A 20407-nucleotide genomic window follows, 5' to 3' on the forward strand; every position below is an offset into this window, starting at 1 on the left:
AAGGAATACCGCTCCGTTTCTGCACTTTAACGGGCTTCATGCACCCTTCCGATGCCGGTGACATTGGTATAAACCTGTTCGGGATTCCCTTTATAGACAATGGAACACGCTCCAGAAGCATCTACATGAATACGTTTACTGGCAAAAACCTCTGCCTTTGCAGCACCGGACATGGACAAGTCCAACTCTTCTGTCTTCAGATCAAAGGCATTAACTTTACCGGCTCCGGGCATATTGAGTTTCACCTCAACTACTGATCCGCGAAGATTCAGGTTGGTGGCACCGGCAAATGTTCCGGTTAAACGATCACCCAGGAGTTCCATATCCATCTTCAGCGCCCCGGCACTCTCAATATTCAGAGAATCAAACCTGAAAGGAAGCTCAGAAGTAATCGTCGCTGCCTCTTTAACTTCAATTGATATTATTCGGGGTGCCTTAATAATTAACTCAACTTCTTTCCTGTTGTTGAATCTTCGTTTTTCAACATTACTTACCGTCAAAACGCCTTCATGAATGTCCAGAAAAATATTCTTTCTCGTCTCCTCATCCGTAATTATCTCAACAGAGGGGACCTCAGCATTTTCCAATCGTACAAAATAGTTTCCGGATAGTTTGACAGAAGAGAAATCTCCGGTCTCATGCTTTATATTCAGCTGGTTTTCGGAATGATTATCCGAATCAGAATAATCATATAAACATCCGGTCATCCCTGCCGGAATTAAAAAAGCTGCAATCATTATCAGATAACGTGTCATCGTTTTACCCTCCATGTTTTTTTATTTTCTTATAGCACAACGCGGGCCAAAGCACACAATACGCTGAGATATTGGCCAATAAAATATCAGCTCGCAGTAACCTGACTGAAAAATTTGTGCGGATTCGAAACCTCAGTGTACGAAAACGCACAAAAAAAGACCGGAACTCCAGGGAATTCCGGTCAGACAATAAAGAGATATTTTTTAGCCTGGTTTATTCATGAGTTCTCATTATGAAATGTTCAATTGACAATAAATACTGGCACTCGCAAAAAAAATGAATGAAGGAAATAGTGAACTATTTTCAAATCAATTTTATTGAGGAGGCCTGTATTTAGCAGGTAATTGAACATTGTAATAGCTAATTTATCAATAATCCAGGTTAGCTCAATCGCTCCAAAACAGCCATCACTTCTTTAACATGCTGACGACTATCTTCCAGCAATGCTTTTTCATCACTGTCCAGGTCGAGTTCGATAACCTTCTCCACTCCGTTTTTACCCAGAATAACAGGAACACCAAGGTAGCAGTCATCGATACCATATTCTCCGTCTAGTTTGATACATACAGGGAAAACACGTTTTTGATCACGCACGATGGCTTCAACCATCTGGGCAGCAGCAGAACCCGGTGCATACCAGGCGGAAGTTCCCATCAGTTTCACCAACTCACCACCTCCAAATTTGGTGCGTTCAATAATTGCATCCAATTTATCCTTATCAATAAGCTCCGTAACAGGAATACCTCCAACAGTAGTATAACGTGGCAGTGGAACCATAGTATCACCATGTCCGCCCATCAATACAGCCTGAATATCTTTAGGAGACACATTCAATTCTTCAGCCAGGAATGCACGGTAACGGGCTGTATCCAAAATACCGGCCATCCCAATTACTTTGGTACGGGGTAATTTTGATGAAATATGAGCCTGGTAAGTCATCACATCCAAAGGATTGGAAACAATGACAATAACAGCATCTGGAGAATATTTAATAACCTGCTCAGTAACAGACTTAACAATACCTGCATTGGTTTCAATCAGATCGTCACGAGTCATACCGGGTTTACGTGGCAAACCGGAAGTGATTACCACTACATCCGAACCTGCAGTTTTTTCATAATCATTGGTTACACCGATAGTTCGGGTGTCATACAAATTAATAGGCGCTTTTTGCCACACATCCAAAGCTTTGCCTTCGGCAACACCTTCTTTTATATCCACCAGAATAACTTCATTGGCAATCTCGCGATAGGCCAATACATCGGCACAAGTTGCGCCTACATTTCCGGCGCCAACAACTGTTACTTTCATAAAAACTAACTTTTGAGAGTTTATATTTATCCAAATCTAGTATGCATGCTCAATTCAAGGGCAAATATAAACAAGACCTTCTGATTACAGAAAAATTTCTTCATTTTTTTTTCAATCTTCAGATCAAAGAAGAAAGAAACCAAACAAGCCCTCAAAAATTAACAAAAAACCGCCATTACCTAAAAAACACAGGCAATGACGGTTTGTTCATAAGTTGATGATCAGTACATTTACTGTGGAGGATGCTCCAATATTTTATCTCCCTGCGAAAGGCCTTCGGTAACTCTTACCATCTTTTCGTTCTCACCTTCGATCTTAATTTTCTGCCGTACAATTCCCAGAGGAGTTTTCTTATATACAATCTGTTCATTGTTTTCCACAAAAACCACGTCGCGTGGAACCATCAACTGGTCATCAATGGCCTGAATAATAAACCTGTTGGTAGAGGTCATGCCCGGAAGCAGATCAAAACCGTTAGGATCCACCTCTATTTCGACTTTAAATCCATTGAGAAATTGTCCTTCTATCTCTTGTCCTATATTGGCAACCGTACGAACTATGCCACTGAATTCCTCACCGGGAAATGCATCAATGGTTATCTTTACGGGCATTCCTTCCTGAATTTCGTTAACATCAATTTCTTTCACATAGGTAACCGACAGAATGGTAGATAAATCGGGAAGTATCGCTATTCGGGGATCCCAACGGCTTACCATATCGCCAACTTTCTTTTTCTCTCCGTCCCACTCCCGAACATACACCACTACCCCTGCTGAAGGAGCTTTAATAACCAAGTCTTGCTTGAGTTGCTGAAGTGTTACCATCTGCTGTTCTTCCTGTCTGACATTATCTTCAATACGTCGCAAACTCAGTTCATTCTTTCTTTTCTGTTGCTGATAATTTCTCTTTTTTTGCTCCAGTTGCCTGCGCGCCATTTCCAGTTCAATTGCAGCTTGTCGCTGCACAGCTTTACTTTCATAAACCGATTGTTCAACCTTCACCTCAGCGTCCAGCACATTGTCATGACTTCGACGAATGGCATCCCTGGCATCGGTAAGGTTCAACGAACTATCCATTTTGGCATTTTCCAGATTTGCATAAAGCATATCCAGGGTCTCCTGAGTACTTTTCTGCTGCTCTTCAACTTCAGAAGGATCCAGCGTTGCCACGTAATCACCTTTTTCAACCTCAGTACCTTCACGCACCAGGTCATTTATGGCAATACGACGGATGCGAACGGTTTGGCCCAACAACACATCCGGGATCAAAATATCTTTAGATTCATGAGCTTCCAATTCGCCCATTGAAACCACATAATACTCAAATCGTCCTTTTTCTACTTCTACCAGCTCATCCTTATCAACAGAATCTGCCATGAAGAAGCGATACCCCAGAAAAACCAGGATAATAATGATCGGTGGTATGAGTAATAACAATTTTCGTTTCATCCGTATAAAATTTATCTAATCTGACTACTTTTGTTGCAACAAATAGTCGAGCTCCTGCATCAAGGGCTGGTTTTCAATAAAGTCGAAAAGCGTATATTGACGCATCTGATAATAACTTCTCCAGTACTGCCGAAGAGAAGATATATAATTCCTGCGGGCAGCATCCAGTGAATTTCGGGCCGAATTGAGTTTAATCACATCCACCTTATCAATCAGGAAACGCTGCTTAGTGACGTCATAACCACGTTGGGCAATGGTATCAGCCTTTGCGGATATCTCCACCTGTTTTTCCTGCATATTAAACTCCATAATCTGAATAAACAGCTCCTGCTCAAAATCTATACGTTCCTGCTTCACAGTAGCTTCTGTAACATCACGATTCGACCTGGCCATCTGTATCTGCCCTTTCCGCAACCCCCAGTCAAGCAGCGGAATACTCAGTGACACCCTCAATTGCTGCTGGTCAGCAAACGGAGAACCATAAGCCACCCCCACGTCATCGGCATTTTTATTAATCCCGAAATTTGCACGCACATTGGCATTCAGACCACTTTCCGATCTGGCCCTGGCAATGGATTGCTCAGCTTCAAGCATTCGTTGTTGAAAATCCAGTATGTCAGGATTGTTTTCGATGGCCAAGGTCATTGCCTTTTCCGGATTAATCTTCAACTCTGGTATTTCATCAGGAATTTCACATTCTATTACCACATTGTCTTCCAACCCCAGAAAAGAACTAAGTTCAGCACGTGATTGTCTCAGATTAACCTTAGCCCGGGTCACCTCCATACTGGCATTCAAAAGACTCAGTTCCAGGTCAAGAAGTTCATCCTGAGTCACAGTTCCTATTTCAAAACGTCCTTTACCGATATTGTAAAGAGTATCTGCATTGGAATAATTGGTTTCCGCTATTTTCAGATTAATCTCGGCTGTTACCTGACCAAAAAAATAGTCCGTGGCCTGAATGGCTAAGCCTTCCAGTGACTGCAGATAATCTCTTTTAGCTTTCTCAAATTTCAGTGGCTCAATCCGCGCTTCCCAGCGAAAACGGTTGTAGCCGTTTAGCGGTTGAGAAAACCCGACGCTCACCGGAACCGAGGCATATTGAATATCTTCTTCGTCATCAAGATTCTGGGACCGTGACAAAGAGGAGGTAACATCAAAAACACCGCCTGTAAGTGGCACATTCTGACGCAACGAAAGAGATGCATCAGAAGTAAAATAGGACCGTTGACTGAAATACTCAGTTCCTGTTTCTGAATCAAACCTGTTTACCACCGAACGGTCATAATCAACCGGAGTAGCCTCCAAACTGAGTATCGGAAGGCGATCGGCTTTATAACTCCTGAATTCCCAATATCGCGCCAGATACATATTCTTAGATCTGAAGCTGTAAAGCGACTGTTCGTGCGCCAGATTGATCACGTCATCAAGTGCCATGGGAAGTACAACTGCATCTTCCGGCACCGGGTCAACAAAACTTTCCTGTTCCTGTGCTGAAACCAGAGTTACCAGTCCAAACAAAAAAATGGTAGTAATGGAAAAGATAAAACGCATAATTTTTTCAATAGTTCGTAAGATTATTAAAACATAACCGACAGATATTCTTATTGCCTCAATGATTCCACCGGATCTTGTTCGGCAGCTCTTTTGGCAGGCAGATATCCAAAGACAATACCCACGGTTGCAGAAACTCCGAAGGCTACCACCACCGAAAACAATGTCACAATTGTCTCTATGTCAGCCATCACATGAATAGCGTGCGCAAGCACCACCCCGAGTATCACACCAATCATTCCTCCGGTTACACTGATAAGAGTCGATTCGGAAAGAAACTGCACAATAATATCTTTTCGGGAAGCACCAATGGCCTGACGGGTACCGATTTCACGAATTCGCTCCCACACCGATGCCAGCATAATATTCATAATCCCGATACCGCCCACAATAAGGGAAATACTGGCGATAGCCCCCAAGACAATGTTAAATATATCGTTGGTTTTCTGCTGTTGTTTAAGCAGCAATTCAGGTACGGTTACCTCGAAATCATAGATATCGGAATGTCTGCGAAGCAACATCCGTTTTATCACATCGGCCGAAGCGCTAAGCATCTCTGTCTCCTCCACCTGAACAATAATTTTGTCCAGTTGATTGTCCAACTCAAAGTCGTCTGACGTGTCCTCCCCGTTTCCTCCGCCTCTTGAGGCCTGCTCCAGCACCTGAGGGTTGATCCGTGCACGATCTTTAAAACGACGCAACATGGTTTTTACCGGAATAATTATTTTATTATCGGTACTACTGATACCCAGCTCATCGGAAGCTGAAGCTGTAAAATCACGACGTTCAATAACACCTATCACCTGAACCCAGGTTTCGCCGCATTTGATGTATTCTCCGATAGGATCTTTAGTATTAAAAAATCTGTTTCGGATATTGTCACCAATAATAGCTACAGGTTTTCCTCCCTCTGCCTGTTGCTCGCTAAAAACACTTCCCCGGGTAATATTGATATTTAACAACTCAAAATAGGCAGGTGACACCCCCTCCAGAACCACAGGATAACTTTTTCCTCCCAGGATGGCATGATAATTTATGGAAACCACCGGACTAATGGCCGAAACAGTCGGGATGGTTCTCTTTATAGACTCCGCATCCTGGAGGGTTAATCCGGGAGAATACCGCGTAGTATTATCACCTCCTCCTTCGGCATTCGCATCAATGGAAACTTCGGAGGGTGTGACAATAATATTGTTCACTCCAACAAGCTTTATTTGTTCCAGCACTTCCTGCTGAGCTCCCCGACCAATGGCCAGCATACTGATAACCGCCGCCACACCAAACATAATGCCCAATGCTGTTAAAAAAGACTTCAGTTTGTTTGCCAAAATAGCCTCAACTGCAATCAACACATCATGAAAATACCTGGAAAATAAATACTTTAACCTTTTCATCGGCGATTCCCCCCTTTCATCGGTCGTTCATTCCCGGGGCCAACCCCGGGAGGAGGCCCCCGTCTTTCAGACTTTTTTTCTTTTTGCTGTTCGGCCCTCTCCTTTTCACGTTCAAGCGCCTCCTGTTTCAGAAATTCATAAATTTCCAGACCTTCAAAAGGCAATTCTTCAGCATCGCCCGGTTGGGTCAATGCTACCTCCATGTCCTCGGCCAGCCCTTGCTCTATCACCAGATAATTGGCATTTTCGCTTCCGGGATCAATAATTTGTTTTACCCAATCGTTCCCATCCCGGCGAAAAACATATTGAAGGGAATCATTTCTAAAAACGGCTTCCAGTGGAACATAGCGAACATCTGACAAGGAGTCGGTAGTAATAACATTACTGGTAGTCATGGCCGGCCGTAATTCAGAATCAGTTTCATTGAGTTTTATGATTACCTCAAATACCTTGGAATCCCCATCGGGCAATACCTGTCCAATATTGGCCACAGACATCACACTTCCTTCAAAGGACTTGGCAGGAAAAGCATCAATTCCAACAACAGCTTTTTGCCCTGTTTTCACCCGAGAAATGTCTATCTCATTAATGTATGTCTTGGATATCATTGAGGATAAATCAGGTAATTCAGCGATGGTAGGCATCCATCTGCTCACGGTAGAACCTGCCTGTATTTTATTCCCAAACCGGTCGTAACTGTAAATAACCATTCCCGGTTTTGGGGCCTTAACCTCCAATGCATCAAAAAGAGCATCAATCTCATCAATTCTCTCACGACTTTTCCGCACTTCTTCCCATGCTCTTCCCACATCATAACTAGCCTGTTGCTGCTTTAAGTCATAATTTCGAATGGACTGCTCCATATCGCGCTCTGCCCGCTCCAAATCGAGTCGTGCCTGACGCTGAACCGCCGGAGATTCGTACACCGACTGTTCCACCACCAGTTTTTTCTCCTCCACCGATACTTCAGCATCCAATAAACCGTCCCGCAGGTTGCTCATATTGATGTTGGTATCAATCTTGGCATCCTCATAACCTTCCATCGCTTTTTCCAACTCTTCTTTTGCCTCAGTCATAAGTTCCTCTACTGCACTGTGATCCAGTGAGGCAACAAATTCACCGGAATCAACAACCGTCCCCTCTTCAACAATATCGGTTACCTGGATTTCATAAATACCCAATCGCCGCCCCGATAATGCGGAGGGAACCTCTATCGAGGTGGCATTTTCGGCCTGTAACTGGCCGGTTGATATTACTTCAGCCACAAAGGCCCCCTTTTGCACAGGTACTGTAATCATTACATTATCGGATACCACCGATCGTCCCATGGACCATATTAGAAGAACAGCAACAATAATTATGGCGGGAACATAATAAACAGGTCGTAAAAAACGCTTCATATGATTGTAAAAAAAAATTTCAGAAGTAATTTGTTTCAAGTCAAACCGGATAATATGACAGACCTCAGCTTTGATGGTTTAACTCACTCAATGTTTTATCTAACATAAAAACAAACCAAAACTACAAAAAAGCCGCCGAAAACAGGTATCTCCGGCGGCTAAATAATTTCAAAAACGATAAAATTCAATTCCTGAAAATCAGATAAAAGACTTCATTACATCCATCATAGATTCTGCAAGCGACCTGGCTTGTTCCACAGAACCGGCTTCGGAATAAATCCGAACGATAGGCTCGGTATTGGATTTTCTCAGATGAACCCAGGAATCAGCAAAATCAATTTTCACTCCGTCCACTGTACTCACTTGTTCATCCTTATAATGCTCCTTCACCTTCAACAACAATGCATCCACATCCACTTCCGGCGTCAGTTCCAACTTATTTTTCGACATAAAATAAACGGGATATTCTTTCCGTAAATCAGAGGTCTTTATTCCTTTTTTTGCCAGATGGGTCAGAAATAAGGTAATACCTACCAGGGCATCCCGGCCATAATGACTATCCGGATAGATTACCCCTCCATTGCCTTCGCCGCCAATCACGGCTTCGGTTTCCTTCATTTTAGCCACCACATTCACTTCTCCCACAGCAGAGGCATTATACTCCCCCCCGTGTTGTTTGGTAACATCGCTCAAAGCACGTGTAGAACTGAGATTTGACACTGTATTTCCCGGGGTTTGACTTAAAATATAATCCGAAACGGCCACCAGCGTATATTCCTCACCAAACATACTGCCATCCTCATTAATTATTGCCAGACGATCCACATCCGGATCTACCACAAAACCTACATCGGCCCCTTCTTTACGTATCAGTTCAGAAATTTCGGTCAGATGCTCGGGTAAAGGTTCCGGATTGTGGGGAAATTGTCCATTGGGCTCACAATATAATTCCAGAACATCTTTTACGCCCAAAGCTTTCAACAATGGTGGAAGCGCAACTCCTCCTACAGAATTCACACAATCAATAGCAACTTTGAAACCGGCCTTTTTGATGGCTTCCACATCCACCAGGTCCAGCGCCAGCACCTCGTCGATATGACGCTGAGTATAATCCTCTTCTTCGGTGATGGTTCCCAACTCATCCACATCTGCATATTCAAAACTCTCATCTTCTGCCACTTTCAACACCTCAGCACCATCTTCGGCAGTCAGAAATTCCCCTTTATGATTCAGCAACTTCAGAGCATTCCATTGTTTAGGGTTGTGGCTGGCTGTGAGAATAATCCCCCCGTCAGCATTCTCTTTCACCACGGCAATTTCGGTGGTAGGGGTAGTAGCCAGACCGATATGAATAACGTCTATGCCCATTCCCTGAAGTGTACCGGCAACCAGATTTTTCACCATGGGCCCCGAAATCCGGGCATCACGGCCAAGCACTACCCTGTATTTGTCTTTCTTCGATTGTTTTTTTACCCAAACAGCATAAGCTGATGTAAAGCGAACCACATCCACCGGACTCAACCCTTGTCCGGGCTTTCCTCCAATAGTTCCTCTGATTCCTGATATTGATTTAATTAAAGTCATAATATTAGATAGTTAGATTTTTAAGGCCCCCTAAATCCCCCCAAGGGGGACTTAAAAAAGCTTAACAGATTATTGTCATAAGATTATCGACTCTTAAAATATAATTGCAAAATTGCAGAATATAAAACTGTTTTGCAATGAAAAGATAGACAACTATTGTCCGGAATGGGGGTTGGATTTTTCAGAGGGAGCAAAAAGCATGATTCTAATTCATTGGTCTCCGGTCAAATAATTAAGTTTGCTTCACTACGCTCGCAATGAGGACTTGGCAGAATATTGAGGATTATGATGAAAACCCTTCTTTTCCTGACAACCAATATGGTAAAAGTTTAAAATTATATGCCGGTTACTTTGTGTCGCCAAAACTAAGTCTGAACGCAGGTTTTGGACTCGAAAGGTACGAAGGAATTGGGGCCAACACTGCTCCTCTGGTAGTGCAGGGAAATTACTATCTCACCCCCAGTAAGAACAGCTTTTTTGCATCAGCAGAGCTGGGGACACAGATCGTGTTTGCCAAAAACTCCACAAACAACAGAGGAAGTACAGATGCTGGCTATGTATATGCACTTATGATTGGAAGAGAAATTACATTCTCGGATAAAACCGGACTTAACGTTTATTTGGGCTATAATTTTCAGCAATCAAACAATGAAGGTTTTTATTATGAGAAGATTAAACGGAAAAGCTTAATAATCGGTATTGACTTTGTAGTCTTTTAAATAGCATCTTATTTTAATACAAGAGCCAGGGATTTACTTTCACATAAAGTAAGTCCCTGTTTCTTTTATACACAGGTGAATGTCATCAGCATTAATTCCATTTTGGAAGCATCCTTATTATATAAATTACCATCTCTGAATTCATTTACTGAGAATATCATTACTAAACCATATCCTTCACATTACATCCTGAAAAGCATTCTGGAAAAATGTTAATTTTATTTTGATATTATTTCCCAATCATCCATCCAGGTAAAAAATCAATTAAAAATATTCTTATAACTTATAATGATAATTTTATGAATATTGTTGATATGTACATCAGCCCTAATAACTAAATCATCTTTCTCAAAATAGGTATCTGAAAGATTGAACACTCTTTGCTTTTTAAACCAAGGTAAGTTTTCAGCGCTACCATTTTTTTTTAACACTATTGGAGAGACTTCTGTATAAGAAATTCCGAAACAACATCTAAGTTTAAAAAACAGAATTAACAATTCACTTGTTTCAAGGCACTTACATTGTTGACTGTACGGACTTTTTAAAACAACTACATTATCATTTTTCATTAAAGGACTTGTCTGCACGGGAGGTTGAAATATTTTAATCTTACATAATCTTTCGGAAAAAATAACAGCTGATTTTTTCAGTCTTTTTTTAACCAATCCACGCAGCAAGGATTTGTATAAAATATCTCCTGTATATAATATTAAAGAAAGAAAAAGAAGAACCACAAAGAATGATGATTTAAGTTCATCTATTGTTATTATATATAGCCACCTAATCAATAGCCCTATTTCCATTATAAGAAAAATGATGTACTTCGATGAGCTTTTATCAATCATGGTAATAAAATTTTATAGATGCTTTTATCATAATATTTTATACCACAGACTAAGGTATTTTAATTATTTTATATTTAGTATACCATTTTAATTTTATTTCAATATCCCTTGATTTATTTCTATTTACGGCACTTTCAACTGCACTAAACACACTATTAATATTTTTATCAAGACGCAATAAAGATAAAAAGTCGACCACCATTACCAGTCCATTTTATAGTATCACCTTTCTAATCAATCGATATACCATTAACAGGTTTTCTGATTTCTTTTCTCAGAGTCCCACAATCATACCATATATCAATAGAATCCTGATGAATTTTAACACCTCCCGCCTTCTCCATCGTACTCTTCCCCCTAACCTGAGCGGATTCTAAATCGTTGGGCCATCCGGCCAACTCTTTGGCCGATTTGTTGGATTGCCAGGCTTCCGATACATTGGTGCTGAACACCGCCAGTTTATTAAGCGAATGCAGGAACCGGGTCGATTCTTTTACCATGTTTATTAAAACGTTAACATTTCGTTTAGTATATTTACCGGCCGGAAATCGCTTACTGCTTAATCCAAGCAGCCCGGGCAGTGTATCTACATCCACAAACCTTATTTTTACTGCACCGCTAGCCCGTATGGCCGGTCCACTTCCGCCACGCGATAATGTGAGGGGTAGGAAAACGCCTTTGTTGAACATCCACGAAGGAGCCTGATCGCCGGCGCCACGCATGGGAGAATCTGTCTTTAAATCCCTGCAAATATTTGGTAGTAAAAGGGTTAAAGCACTTAGGCTATTGATTACAACTCTCTAATAAATATATTACACTTCTACGTTTAAGAATTATAATTGACTTTTAGCTTAATGTGATAAAGTGGTTATGTTTTTTTCTAAATACAGATGTTTTAAGCAACCTTAATTTGACAAATATGGTTCACATATTTCTTTCATTCCCAGCATTTTTTGTAACTCCAATTTTTCATACAGGCTAAATAGGGTAGTAAAACCTTGCCTTACCTTTCCAGTATCACCTTCAAAAACTTTATCCCTTAAATATTCTATCCTAATAATTTGATGATCGCTTAAAGTGGTTTTTGGAATAAATAATGGTTTTGCATCTTCTGCCATAAATACGAAATCAGGTTCTTCTAACTTGACTTTTGTTGTTTCAAACAACTGTATTTCATAAGATAGCATGTCCCTCCCCACAAAACTGAACTTTAAGGAGTCCTCAAGAACAGCAACATACATATAAAGGCTTTCATCAGGATATACCTTTAAGTTTCTATTAACGGTTAACATTTCATTAATGAAATTGGGCATCCACGCTCGAAAGAAACGGTAATCAATTGTATCTTGATTATATCTAAGAAAAACACCCTGTCGAACAAACTCAATGCGGCGACTTAGCGTATCCCCATCTTCTGAAAAATATAATAATTCTTCATCCAAAAAATCATCGCCTTCCTGTCTAATATTCCATCGTTTTTCATACTCTACATTTCCATTTGGATAGTAAGTCTTTTCTTTATGAGTATAGTCCCTATGATAAGATTCTGGTCCTCCATTGGAATTACAACACGATATAACACTTATTATAGGCAGAACTAATAAAATAACACTCCTCATAATCGCAAAAATTAATATCTTATTATTTCCAGAAATTAACACTTGAATTTCTCGCGGGAGGATATAATCTATCTAGCGAATCCTTCTGTTCCTTAGTTATTATTTGGCCTTTATTCTTTTTATAATCCAAGTGTGATCCCATTCGATATTCTTCTATAAGCCTTCTAAAATTTGTCACAGGCCAAGCCGCTGAATCAGGCAAATAAGAATTGATTTTTGTAACATCCATCCTCATTCCCGCCATCTCCATCGCACTCTTCCCCCTAACCTGAGCTGAATCTAAATTATCATTATATATACTATCTTGCCTGAATCCAAACTCTTTTAATGGCAACCCAAAGTTATTACCAGTTTCACGCCGTTTCTTATTTAAACTCTCTTGCTCTTTGACCATCCACTCCTTAACTGCATTTGTTGCTTCCTGGAACAGAGAAGATAAAGCACTCATAAAAGCAGGCCATGCTTCGGCAAAACCATTTGGTTTTCCACCAGGTTGTGCGCTGAAAGCCGTATCAACACCTGTAATATTGAAACTCTTTTCGGGCCGGCCTCCTGCAAAACCATTCCCTTTAGCATTATCACTCCAGAACATATATCCACCAGCATTATTAATACTAAAAATTTGATGAAAGGCAGACCAAAAGCGTGTCCAAAAATTATCGGTACTATTGATAAATCTACATTTGGGCTCAATAACGGACATCAACATAAATTAATGACTTTTATGGTTTTCTCGCTTCGGCAATTTTAAAACTTCACCCGGATAAATGTAATGGCCGTTTTGTCTTTCTCCAACCCAATCAATGTCAGGGTTTGACAATTCAATAGATTCAACGCTTATGTCGTATTGACTTGATATGATTGTTAGATTTTCGCCTTGCTTTACCTTATGAAGGTAGTTATTACTCATCAATCGCATATGCGGTGAAACATCAAGAAACTGTAGAATACAGTTTTGAGTAAAGCTATCATCGTCAGAAACTCTCGCTAGTGGATTACTGGATTGACGATGAGGTGGAGGAATTGAATAAACCATTGTAAAAGCATAACCAGCTCCCTCAACAAAACATTCACAAGGAGTACCATCCCTTAATTGTCCTTCAAAAATTGTTTGATTGATTAAATTTGCCATATTTTTAATAATTTACCCAATGATTATCAAAACTAATTCCGTTAATTCGCAACTCTTCTGGTGAAATGGAGAGAGAGGTCCTAATGCCACCGCCAATAGAATTAATAGAACGATTAAAATTAAGACAGTAAGCGTTGAAAAACTCAATTTTCATAGGTGAACTGCCGCTTTCTATCCGAAAATCAACTTTCCCATCTTTGGTGCTTGACCGCATGGCCCAATTGTAAAGACTTTCGGGCAATGTTTGATTTAATGTCATCGTCATCTGGCCGCCCCGTACATGGTCTTGAGGTTCTCCTTTGCCATCAACTCCCTGAAAAAACGAAATGTCAAATTGAGAAACTTCATACTCTTGTCCGTCCAAAGTAAACCATACGGTAACTTTGCTATCAACTTGTGGTAAATTATACATGATTCAATTATTTAATATTAACCCATCTTTTTTCAATTGATACATTCCCAACAGTCATTTTTCGAACATCAACCTGAATATTAGTTGATACATATCCGTTTCCACTTTGTTGATATCCAACTTTCATATTGGTACATGCCCCTTTTTCAAAATAAACCTTCTCCAGGGGCACATCATTCGAGTCGCAAATAACAATTGCTCCATCTTCTACTTTGCCCGATGTCAGCATCCAGTCAACAATTTCTTGTGGGGGGACATTGGGATATACCATATTTATAGTGCCTCCACGAACTTCAGACTGGGCTTTGCCATTTCGATCAGCTCCCTGTGCAAACCCATACTCGCATGAGAGCAGTTCGTAACTGTCGCGATAAAGACCGTTGATGCTGCCGTCTTCGAGCGGCCCTATGCGTAAAAAACATTTGTGTCCAAAGATATCTTTTAATTATTTCTTTAGAGTTTTATTAATACTCTGTCATACATTTTCAATACAAATAATCTACTTCTTACTTCTTAAATTCTAAATATCTGATGAATATTTGTCGGTGTAATATCCCGCAGTCTGATGTGAGCAAAATGAACTAAGATTTTTCATTTTCTGAAAAAGAAAAGGTCAAAAACAATAAAAACCGAGTAGTTAGTATTTTTTACACAGGACAGTGAAAAATCAAGGTGGGAATAAAAATAATATCATATTTGGGGTTTTGGGTTTAGTTTTGATTGGATATTGTTGTAAATTTCCGCAACAATTTATTAAACCGCAACCTGGCTTGATTTATTTAGAATAATTCTAAGCCTGTATTTGATTGCAATCTTATATTCATCTTTGCTCAAGAAAATAGATTACTTTATTTTTTTTAAAAGGGAGCTGAATTTTTCAGGAGTTGAAATAATATGACTTTTATTCTAAATATTTCTTCATATTTGTTCTTAAAATTTTAAAACCCCAATCCAATGTTTTCTATAAATCAATTCCTCCCATACGACAACAATCAATATCTTTCATAATCCTAAGAACCTTGTCTACATGAAAAGAACTTTAATTATTCTATTTTCTCTCTTTCTTTCCGTTGCAACCTTCAGCCAGGAAAATGCATCTCATCGTAAAGGTTTAACATTTAAAATGGGTCCCCGATACTTAGGTTGGACAAATGGATTTTATCCTGACCAGGAAGATTCTGACGTAAACATCATAGATCCTGAAAACCAATATGGCAAAAGTCTAAGAGTCTATGCCGGATATTTTTTATTACCAAAGATAAGTCTGAGTCTGGGTTTTGGGTTGGACCGATATGAAGGATATGGCACAAATACGGCGCCATTGGTAATGCAAAGTAATTATTATCTCACCCCCAATAAAAACAGTTTTTTCGCCTCAGCAGAGATAGGAACACAACTTACGTTTTCTTCTGATGCCCTTGACAAAGGTTTTGTATATGCCTTTGCGCTTGGAAAGGAAGTTGCCTTATCGGACAAAACCGGATTAAACATATATGTGGGATACAATTTTCAGCAATCTCGTTTCGAACACGAAAATAAACACCCTGACATAATTTATATGGACAAACTTAACCGTAAAAGCTTAATGCTAGGCATTGACTTGGTAATTTTTTAGATAACATCTTATCTAAATACCAGAAAGAGGAATTTACTTTTCATAAAGTGAGTCCCTCTTTTTTCTAACCTTCCTTACACATAAAACAGGTAAGATTAAACAAGCTAAAAGCCTGATAGCAACAGATCAAGGCAACTTCTCGGGCTTGAGGTATCCCTCAGGCCCTCGCTCATGATTGGTGGCGTCGCGACCAATAATAAGTACGGGTGTCCATATTTCCTGATATTTGACCCTCTCATTACAACAATTCATGAATTAACCACACCAAATACCCGATTAATCATTTCTTTTTTACAATTTTGCAGTGTAAAAGATGAACCGGAAATACCGGAAACACAAAACACAGAAAACGACATTCAGGATGGCTAAGAAAGGAAGAATTCCGGGTAAATATACCAATAATGAGCGGCGCTCACGCAATGATAGATTTCAGGAAGGTCACAAAGCAAAAAACACCAAAACTCCGGGTAGCAAAGAACATTACTCAAAAGAGGAACGCATTGCTTACAAAAAAAGCAATCCGGAGAAAATGCGAATAAACAAATTCATTTCCAACTCAGGCGTATGCAGTCGTCGGGAGGCAGATACCCTGATATCTAAGGGAGAAATAAAAGTTAACGGCAAAGTGGTTACTGAACTGGGAATGACCGTTACCACCAATGACACTGTAGAGTATCAGGGCAAAAAGCTGAATCCCGAGAAAAAAGTATATATGCTCCTGAACAAACCCAAAGATACGGTAACCACCTCCAAAGACCCGGAAGGGCGTAAGACCGTTATAGAAATTGTTCGCAATGCCTGTCCTGAAAGAGTTTACCCCGTCGGACGGCTTGACAGAAACACCACCGGCGTATTATTACTTACCAACGACGGGGATTTGTCCAAAAAGCTCACCCATCCCAGTTTTGAAGCTAAAAAAATATATCATGTCTTTTTGGATAAACCGCTGGAACCCAAAGATCTGGAAAGCATAAAAAAAGGCGTTGAGCTGGAAGACGGACTGATAAAACCCGACTCCGTCAATTATGTGGACAACGACCCAATGCAAGCCGGCATAGAAATTCACTCCGGCAAAAACAGGATCGTCAGAAGAATTTTTGAGCATTTTGATTACAGAGTGGAAAAACTGGATCGCGTATTTTTCGCCGGACTTACCAAAAAGAACCTGCCAAGAGGCAAATGGCGTTTCCTCTCAGAAAAAGAGGTACGGTTTTTGAAATCAGAACTATCCGGAAAATAATTCGTCTCACCTAACACCACCTGATTCCCCATGTATCATCTGATAAAACATGGTCTATTTGTTATAATAATCCTTCTGGGGGTTGCAGAAAACTGCAACTCACAGATTCAGGGATCACTCACCGATTCAGAAACCGGCTCCCCCATTCCATTTGCCAACATCGCTTATAATAAGGGTAAGGCCGGAACAATCACAGACTTAAACGGACAATTCACCATCAATACCGTTTCTGTAGATACAATTCAGATAAGTTCTCTGGGCTATCATACCACTACTTTTCACATTAGCCAGATAGAATCTCCTGCTCACCTCCAATTACAACCCAAAACCATAGAATTACAAGGCGTGGATGTATTCCCCGGAGAAAACCCGGCACTTGTCATTATGCAGAAAGTTCTTGACAACAGTTCAGAGAATAATCCTGATCTGGCAAGCAACTACTCATGCATCGTCTATCACAAAATGACTTTCAGCCTTGATATTCCCGATACGTTAAGCACTCCTGACAGTACGGAACAAAGGTTTATCGACATCAATCGCAGCAACCATTTACTGCTGATGGAATCGCTATCAGAAAAAGCACACAAAGTTCCGGATAAAACTTCAGAAAAAATCATCTCCGGACGTGTCAGTGGATTTAAGGATCCGGCACTGGCGATTCTTCCCGGATTGATCCAACCTTTCGGGTTTTATTCTCCGGAAATAGAATTAATGAGTATAAAACATTTGAATCCAATCTCTAAATCCGGATTAAAAAATTATCTTTTCCTCCTGGAAGATACACTGATAGAAAAAGGAGATTCCTTATTTTACATTACCTACCAACCTCGAAGAAGGAGTAACATCAAGCCTTTGACAGGCTCATTTCACATCCATAAAAAAACATGGGGAATCCGGTATCTGAAGGCAAAATCAGCCCTCTCTACCTCTCCTTATATTATCGACATCAGTCAAAGTTACGATCGGGTTGAAAAGCAATGGTTCCCTTCAGAATTAAAAAGCAATTTGATTATCAAACCCGGCGAAGGTTTTAATTCCCTGCCGTATGCAATGGCGGGAAATGCCAAAAGTATAGTCACCGCAGTAGATCTTAATCCCGACCTTAGTAAAAAGAAGTTCTCCAACATTATACTGGAAGACAAAATGCCAAGAAATACAGGCAACATCAGAAGTCTTCGATATGAACCTCTGACTGCAAAAGATTCATCCACTTACCATTTACTTGACAGCATCGGAAAAGCGAATAATCTTGATAACATCATCCGCTTACAAAAAGAACTCATCAGAGGATATATCCCTGCAGGTAAATTTCTTATTGATATGAAACACCTGATAGGTTACAATCAGTTTGAAGGGCTAAAACTCGGACTCGGTCTTTGGACCGGACCCGATCTCACCAAAAATCTTTCACTTGGGGGATATTACACTCGAAGTTTCAAAGCAGAAATGAACAATTATGGCGGAGGAGGTAAATGGAAACCCTCACAAAAAAGCCGAACCCAAATAGAGACAACCTTTAACCACGACATGCATTCCACCGGGGCATTCAACTTTTATCACGGTAGTGTATTACAACTTGATGAACAACTCCAGGAATTATCAGTATCTATCAAAGACCGGGAAGAACGATTTCTTGCTTCTGCGCAGACATCTCTGGGGACTCTTTCCGGAAAAGCATTTTTCTCATGGTCGGATGTAACCCCGGTTAGAACTTATTCCTTCATGCCTGATGCCACTTCTCCGGAAGCCCCGTTTGAAACGATGGAAACAGGAATCAGACTTCGATGGGCTCCGGGAGAAAAATTAACTTCCACTGCCTTTGGGCTGCTTCCGGAGCCCACTAACGGACTAAAATTATGGGTAAACATTATTAAAGGAACAGAAAAACAGGAAGAATCAAAAAACAATTTTACAAAACTGGAAAGTCAACTGGAAAAGAGCTTCAGAACTGGGCCTGCATCCAGAACAACTGTAAGAGTTTCCGCTGGCATGATTGACGGCTGGAACAATCCAGGTAATATCTATAGTTACTTCGGGACTTTTGAACCAGTATCTGTTGAGGTACCGGGACTTTTTGCAACTATGGCACCGAACGAATTCGCAGCCGACCAGTTTCTGATGACCACTTTTAATCATCGGATTGCCTTACGCCAAAATCACCCCGGAAACTTTAAACCGGAAATCAACTTTATGACCAAAGCCGGTTGGGGCGTCATAGCATCAGACTACCCGGATACAATCGACAGTTTTGAAAAAGGATTCTATGAATCAGGCCTTATATTCGATAATTTACTTCAGGTCCTTTTTATAAAATATGGATTTGGAGCACATTACAGGTACGGTCCATATCAAAAAACCGATGTATTAGATAACTGGAGTTTCAGAGTATCCATCAGCTTCTCATTATAAAACATACAGAGACCTCTCCCGGAATGAACTTTATTACCGGATTCTTGCTTTATTAGAAAAAGTCAAGAACAAAAAAACCTGACGTATGGATCTGAAACTGAAAAACCTGAATTATCTGGTTACCGGAGCAAGCTCCGGACTCGGAAGAGCCGTTGCGAAAGCTCTTCTGGAAAATGAAGCTCAGGTAATTATCACAGCAAGAAATGAAGACAAGCTGGAAAAGTTAAAGGAAAATTATCCGGATCAGGCAACAATATTGGCCGGAGATGTTACGAATACAAAATTCCTTGCCAGATTAAAAAGCACTTTACCGGATAACCTTTACGGTGTTTTTATTAATGCAGGAGGACCAAAAGCAGCCACCATCTCTGAAACCACGATGCAAGACTGGGACACTGCTTACCAACTGGTTTTAAGATGGAAAGTGGAGCTATCAAAATCCATTCTTCCAATCTTTCAAAAAAACAAACAAGGCCGTTTTCTTTTTAGTGAGAGTGCTTCGGTAAACGGCCCCATTCAGAATCTGGTTCTCAGCAATTCATACCGCATGGCAGTGGTTGGCTATATGAAAACGATGGTAAAGGAAATATCAAACCTTGACATCACCGCCAATGTAATAGCTCCAGGCTATCATGAAACTTCTGCAATAGATCGTCTTTTCCATAAATTGGCAGAACAGGAAACTGTTTCGATTGAAGAAGCCAGAAGACGACTGGAATCAAGAGTTCCGGTTGGAAAACTTGGAAACCCTGATGATTTTGCGTCATTGGCAGCCTGGTTGCTTAGTCCTTTGGCAGGTTTTGCTTCAGGCCAGGTATTTACCCTGGATGGAGGAGAGGGAAGATAGGCCTCCCCTAGCCCCTCCCAGGGAGGGGGACTGGATTCTTTGTTATGGAAAAAGGGTCTGGTCCGGCTTTGCTTCTTTCAAAAAATGGTGCGAATTGGAATTCGCACCTCCTTATAACAAAA

Annotated in this window: 19 protein-coding genes; 5 read left to right on the forward strand and 14 right to left on the reverse strand. The window is 40.5% G+C overall.

What is annotated here, in order from left to right:
• Positions 1-26 precede the first annotated feature (26 nt).
• The 7 genes from W7W_RS0120045 to glmM form a co-directional block, all read right to left on the reverse strand.
• Positions 27-770 (reverse strand): head GIN domain-containing protein, encoded by a 744-nt coding sequence (locus W7W_RS0120045; protein WP_010665412.1) that lies wholly within the window; start codon positions 768-770, stop codon positions 27-29.
• Positions 771-1137: 367 nt separating this feature from the next.
• Positions 1138-2067, reverse strand: a complete 930-nt coding sequence (gene mdh, locus W7W_RS0120055) for a malate dehydrogenase (RefSeq protein ID WP_010665413.1) — start codon at positions 2065-2067, stop codon at positions 1138-1140.
• A gap of 230 nt (positions 2068-2297) precedes the next feature.
• A complete protein-coding gene (locus tag W7W_RS0120065) occupies positions 2298-3515 on the reverse strand; it encodes an efflux RND transporter periplasmic adaptor subunit (protein ID WP_010665414.1) in 1218 nt (405 codons plus the stop codon).
• 24 nt (positions 3516-3539) lie between these two features.
• Positions 3540-5069 carry a TolC family protein gene (locus W7W_RS0120070; RefSeq protein ID WP_010665415.1) on the reverse strand — a complete coding sequence of 510 codons (1530 nt, stop codon included), beginning with the start codon at positions 5067-5069 and terminating at the stop codon, positions 3540-3542.
• Positions 5070-5119: 50 nt separating this feature from the next.
• Complete coding sequence (locus W7W_RS0120075) at positions 5120-6463, reverse strand: ABC transporter permease (RefSeq protein WP_010665416.1); 1344 nt, start codon at positions 6461-6463, stop codon at positions 5120-5122.
• A complete protein-coding gene (locus tag W7W_RS0120080; protein WP_010665417.1) occupies positions 6460-7863 on the reverse strand; it encodes an efflux RND transporter periplasmic adaptor subunit in 1404 nt (467 codons plus the stop codon). Before W7W_RS0120080 ends, W7W_RS0120075 begins: the two co-directional genes overlap by 4 nt.
• 198 nt (positions 7864-8061) lie before the next feature.
• Positions 8062-9447: a phosphoglucosamine mutase gene (gene glmM, locus W7W_RS0120090; RefSeq protein ID WP_010665418.1), complete on the reverse strand. Its 1386-nt coding sequence runs from the start codon at positions 9445-9447 to the stop codon at positions 8062-8064.
• 257 nt (positions 9448-9704) lie between these two features.
• Between glmM and W7W_RS0120095 the strand changes: the two genes are divergently transcribed.
• Positions 9705-10166, forward strand: coding sequence for a hypothetical protein (locus W7W_RS0120095; RefSeq protein WP_010665419.1), 462 nt, complete (start codon positions 9705-9707; stop codon positions 10164-10166).
• 260 nt (positions 10167-10426) lie between these two features.
• On the opposite strand, the gene W7W_RS0120100 is transcribed toward W7W_RS0120095, so the two are convergent.
• From W7W_RS0120100 to tssD (W7W_RS0120135), 7 genes are all read right to left on the reverse strand, one after another.
• Positions 10427-11011: a hypothetical protein gene (locus W7W_RS0120100; RefSeq protein ID WP_010665420.1), complete on the reverse strand. Its 585-nt coding sequence runs from the start codon at positions 11009-11011 to the stop codon at positions 10427-10429.
• A gap of 230 nt (positions 11012-11241) precedes the next feature.
• Positions 11242-11733 (reverse strand): hypothetical protein, encoded by a 492-nt coding sequence (locus W7W_RS0120110; RefSeq protein WP_010665421.1) that lies wholly within the window; start codon positions 11731-11733, stop codon positions 11242-11244.
• Positions 11734-11916: 183 nt separating this feature from the next.
• Positions 11917-12630, reverse strand: a complete 714-nt coding sequence (locus W7W_RS0120115) for a hypothetical protein (RefSeq protein WP_010665422.1) — start codon at positions 12628-12630, stop codon at positions 11917-11919.
• A gap of 22 nt (positions 12631-12652) precedes the next feature.
• Positions 12653-13333 (reverse strand): hypothetical protein, encoded by a 681-nt coding sequence (locus W7W_RS0120120; protein ID WP_148660945.1) that lies wholly within the window; start codon positions 13331-13333, stop codon positions 12653-12655.
• Between the two features lie 9 nt (positions 13334-13342).
• The gene (locus tag W7W_RS0120125; protein WP_010665424.1) at positions 13343-13762 is read right to left on the reverse strand and encodes a LysM peptidoglycan-binding domain-containing protein; all 420 of its coding nucleotides are present in this window, start codon (positions 13760-13762) and stop codon (positions 13343-13345) included.
• 4 nt (positions 13763-13766) lie between these two features.
• Complete coding sequence (tssD, locus tag W7W_RS0120130; protein WP_010665425.1) at positions 13767-14174, reverse strand: type VI secretion system tube protein TssD; 408 nt, start codon at positions 14172-14174, stop codon at positions 13767-13769.
• A 7-nt stretch (positions 14175-14181) separates the two neighbouring features.
• A complete protein-coding gene (tssD, locus tag W7W_RS0120135) occupies positions 14182-14610 on the reverse strand; it encodes a type VI secretion system tube protein TssD (protein ID WP_025007193.1) in 429 nt (142 codons plus the stop codon).
• A gap of 591 nt (positions 14611-15201) precedes the next feature.
• Between tssD (W7W_RS0120135) and W7W_RS0120140 the strand changes: the two genes are divergently transcribed.
• From W7W_RS0120140 to W7W_RS0120155, 4 genes are all read left to right on the forward strand, one after another.
• Complete coding sequence (locus W7W_RS0120140; protein WP_010665427.1) at positions 15202-15789, forward strand: hypothetical protein; 588 nt, start codon at positions 15202-15204, stop codon at positions 15787-15789.
• A 361-nt stretch (positions 15790-16150) separates the two neighbouring features.
• On the forward strand, positions 16151-17029 hold the full coding sequence (locus W7W_RS22570) for a pseudouridine synthase (protein WP_010665428.1): 879 nt from the start codon (positions 16151-16153) through the stop codon (positions 17027-17029).
• 30 nt (positions 17030-17059) lie between these two features.
• Complete coding sequence (locus W7W_RS0120150) at positions 17060-19438, forward strand: DUF5686 and carboxypeptidase-like regulatory domain-containing protein (protein WP_010665429.1); 2379 nt, start codon at positions 17060-17062, stop codon at positions 19436-19438.
• A gap of 85 nt (positions 19439-19523) precedes the next feature.
• A complete protein-coding gene (locus W7W_RS0120155) occupies positions 19524-20285 on the forward strand; it encodes an SDR family oxidoreductase (RefSeq protein WP_010665430.1) in 762 nt (253 codons plus the stop codon).
• Positions 20286-20407: the final 122 nt, after the last annotated feature.

Origin of the sequence: Marinilabilia salmonicolor JCM 21150 (genome assembly GCF_000259075.1) — a bacterium.
GTDB classification, from domain to species: Bacteria; Bacteroidota; Bacteroidia; order Bacteroidales; family Marinilabiliaceae; genus Marinilabilia; species Marinilabilia salmonicolor.

Bases quoted from the DNA above. Each gene is read 5' to 3' on its own strand.
- W7W_RS0120120 (WP_148660945.1), bottom strand. From the start codon at position 13,333: ATGTCCGTTATTGAGCCCAAATGTAGATTTATCAATAGTACCGATAAT.
- W7W_RS0120150 (WP_010665429.1), top strand. From the start codon at position 17,060: ATGTATCATCTGATAAAACATGGTCTATTTGTTATAATAATCCTTCTG.
- W7W_RS0120065 (WP_010665414.1), bottom strand. From the start codon at position 3,515: ATGAAACGAAAATTGTTATTACTCATACCACCGATCATTATTATCCTG.
- W7W_RS0120100 (WP_010665420.1), bottom strand. From the start codon at position 11,011: ATGATTGATAAAAGCTCATCGAAGTACATCATTTTTCTTATAATGGAA.
- W7W_RS0120070 (WP_010665415.1), bottom strand. From the start codon at position 5,069: ATGCGTTTTATCTTTTCCATTACTACCATTTTTTTGTTTGGACTGGTA.
- W7W_RS0120125 (WP_010665424.1), bottom strand. From the start codon at position 13,762: ATGGCAAATTTAATCAATCAAACAATTTTTGAAGGACAATTAAGGGAT.
- W7W_RS0120110 (WP_010665421.1), bottom strand. From the start codon at position 11,733: ATGCGTGGCGCCGGCGATCAGGCTCCTTCGTGGATGTTCAACAAAGGC.
- W7W_RS0120075 (WP_010665416.1), bottom strand. From the start codon at position 6,463: ATGAAAAGGTTAAAGTATTTATTTTCCAGGTATTTTCATGATGTGTTG.
- W7W_RS0120080 (WP_010665417.1), bottom strand. From the start codon at position 7,863: ATGAAGCGTTTTTTACGACCTGTTTATTATGTTCCCGCCATAATTATT.
- W7W_RS0120155 (WP_010665430.1), top strand. From the start codon at position 19,524: ATGGATCTGAAACTGAAAAACCTGAATTATCTGGTTACCGGAGCAAGC.
- W7W_RS0120095 (WP_010665419.1), top strand. From the start codon at position 9,705: ATGAGGACTTGGCAGAATATTGAGGATTATGATGAAAACCCTTCTTTT.
- W7W_RS0120045 (WP_010665412.1), bottom strand. From the start codon at position 770: ATGGAGGGTAAAACGATGACACGTTATCTGATAATGATTGCAGCTTTT.
- W7W_RS22570 (WP_010665428.1), top strand. From the start codon at position 16,151: ATGGCTAAGAAAGGAAGAATTCCGGGTAAATATACCAATAATGAGCGG.
- tssD (WP_010665425.1), bottom strand. From the start codon at position 14,174: ATGTATAATTTACCACAAGTTGATAGCAAAGTTACCGTATGGTTTACT.
- W7W_RS0120140 (WP_010665427.1), top strand. From the start codon at position 15,202: ATGAAAAGAACTTTAATTATTCTATTTTCTCTCTTTCTTTCCGTTGCA.
- W7W_RS0120115 (WP_010665422.1), bottom strand. From the start codon at position 12,630: ATGAGGAGTGTTATTTTATTAGTTCTGCCTATAATAAGTGTTATATCG.
- glmM (WP_010665418.1), bottom strand. From the start codon at position 9,447: ATGACTTTAATTAAATCAATATCAGGAATCAGAGGAACTATTGGAGGA.
- mdh (WP_010665413.1), bottom strand. From the start codon at position 2,067: ATGAAAGTAACAGTTGTTGGCGCCGGAAATGTAGGCGCAACTTGTGCC.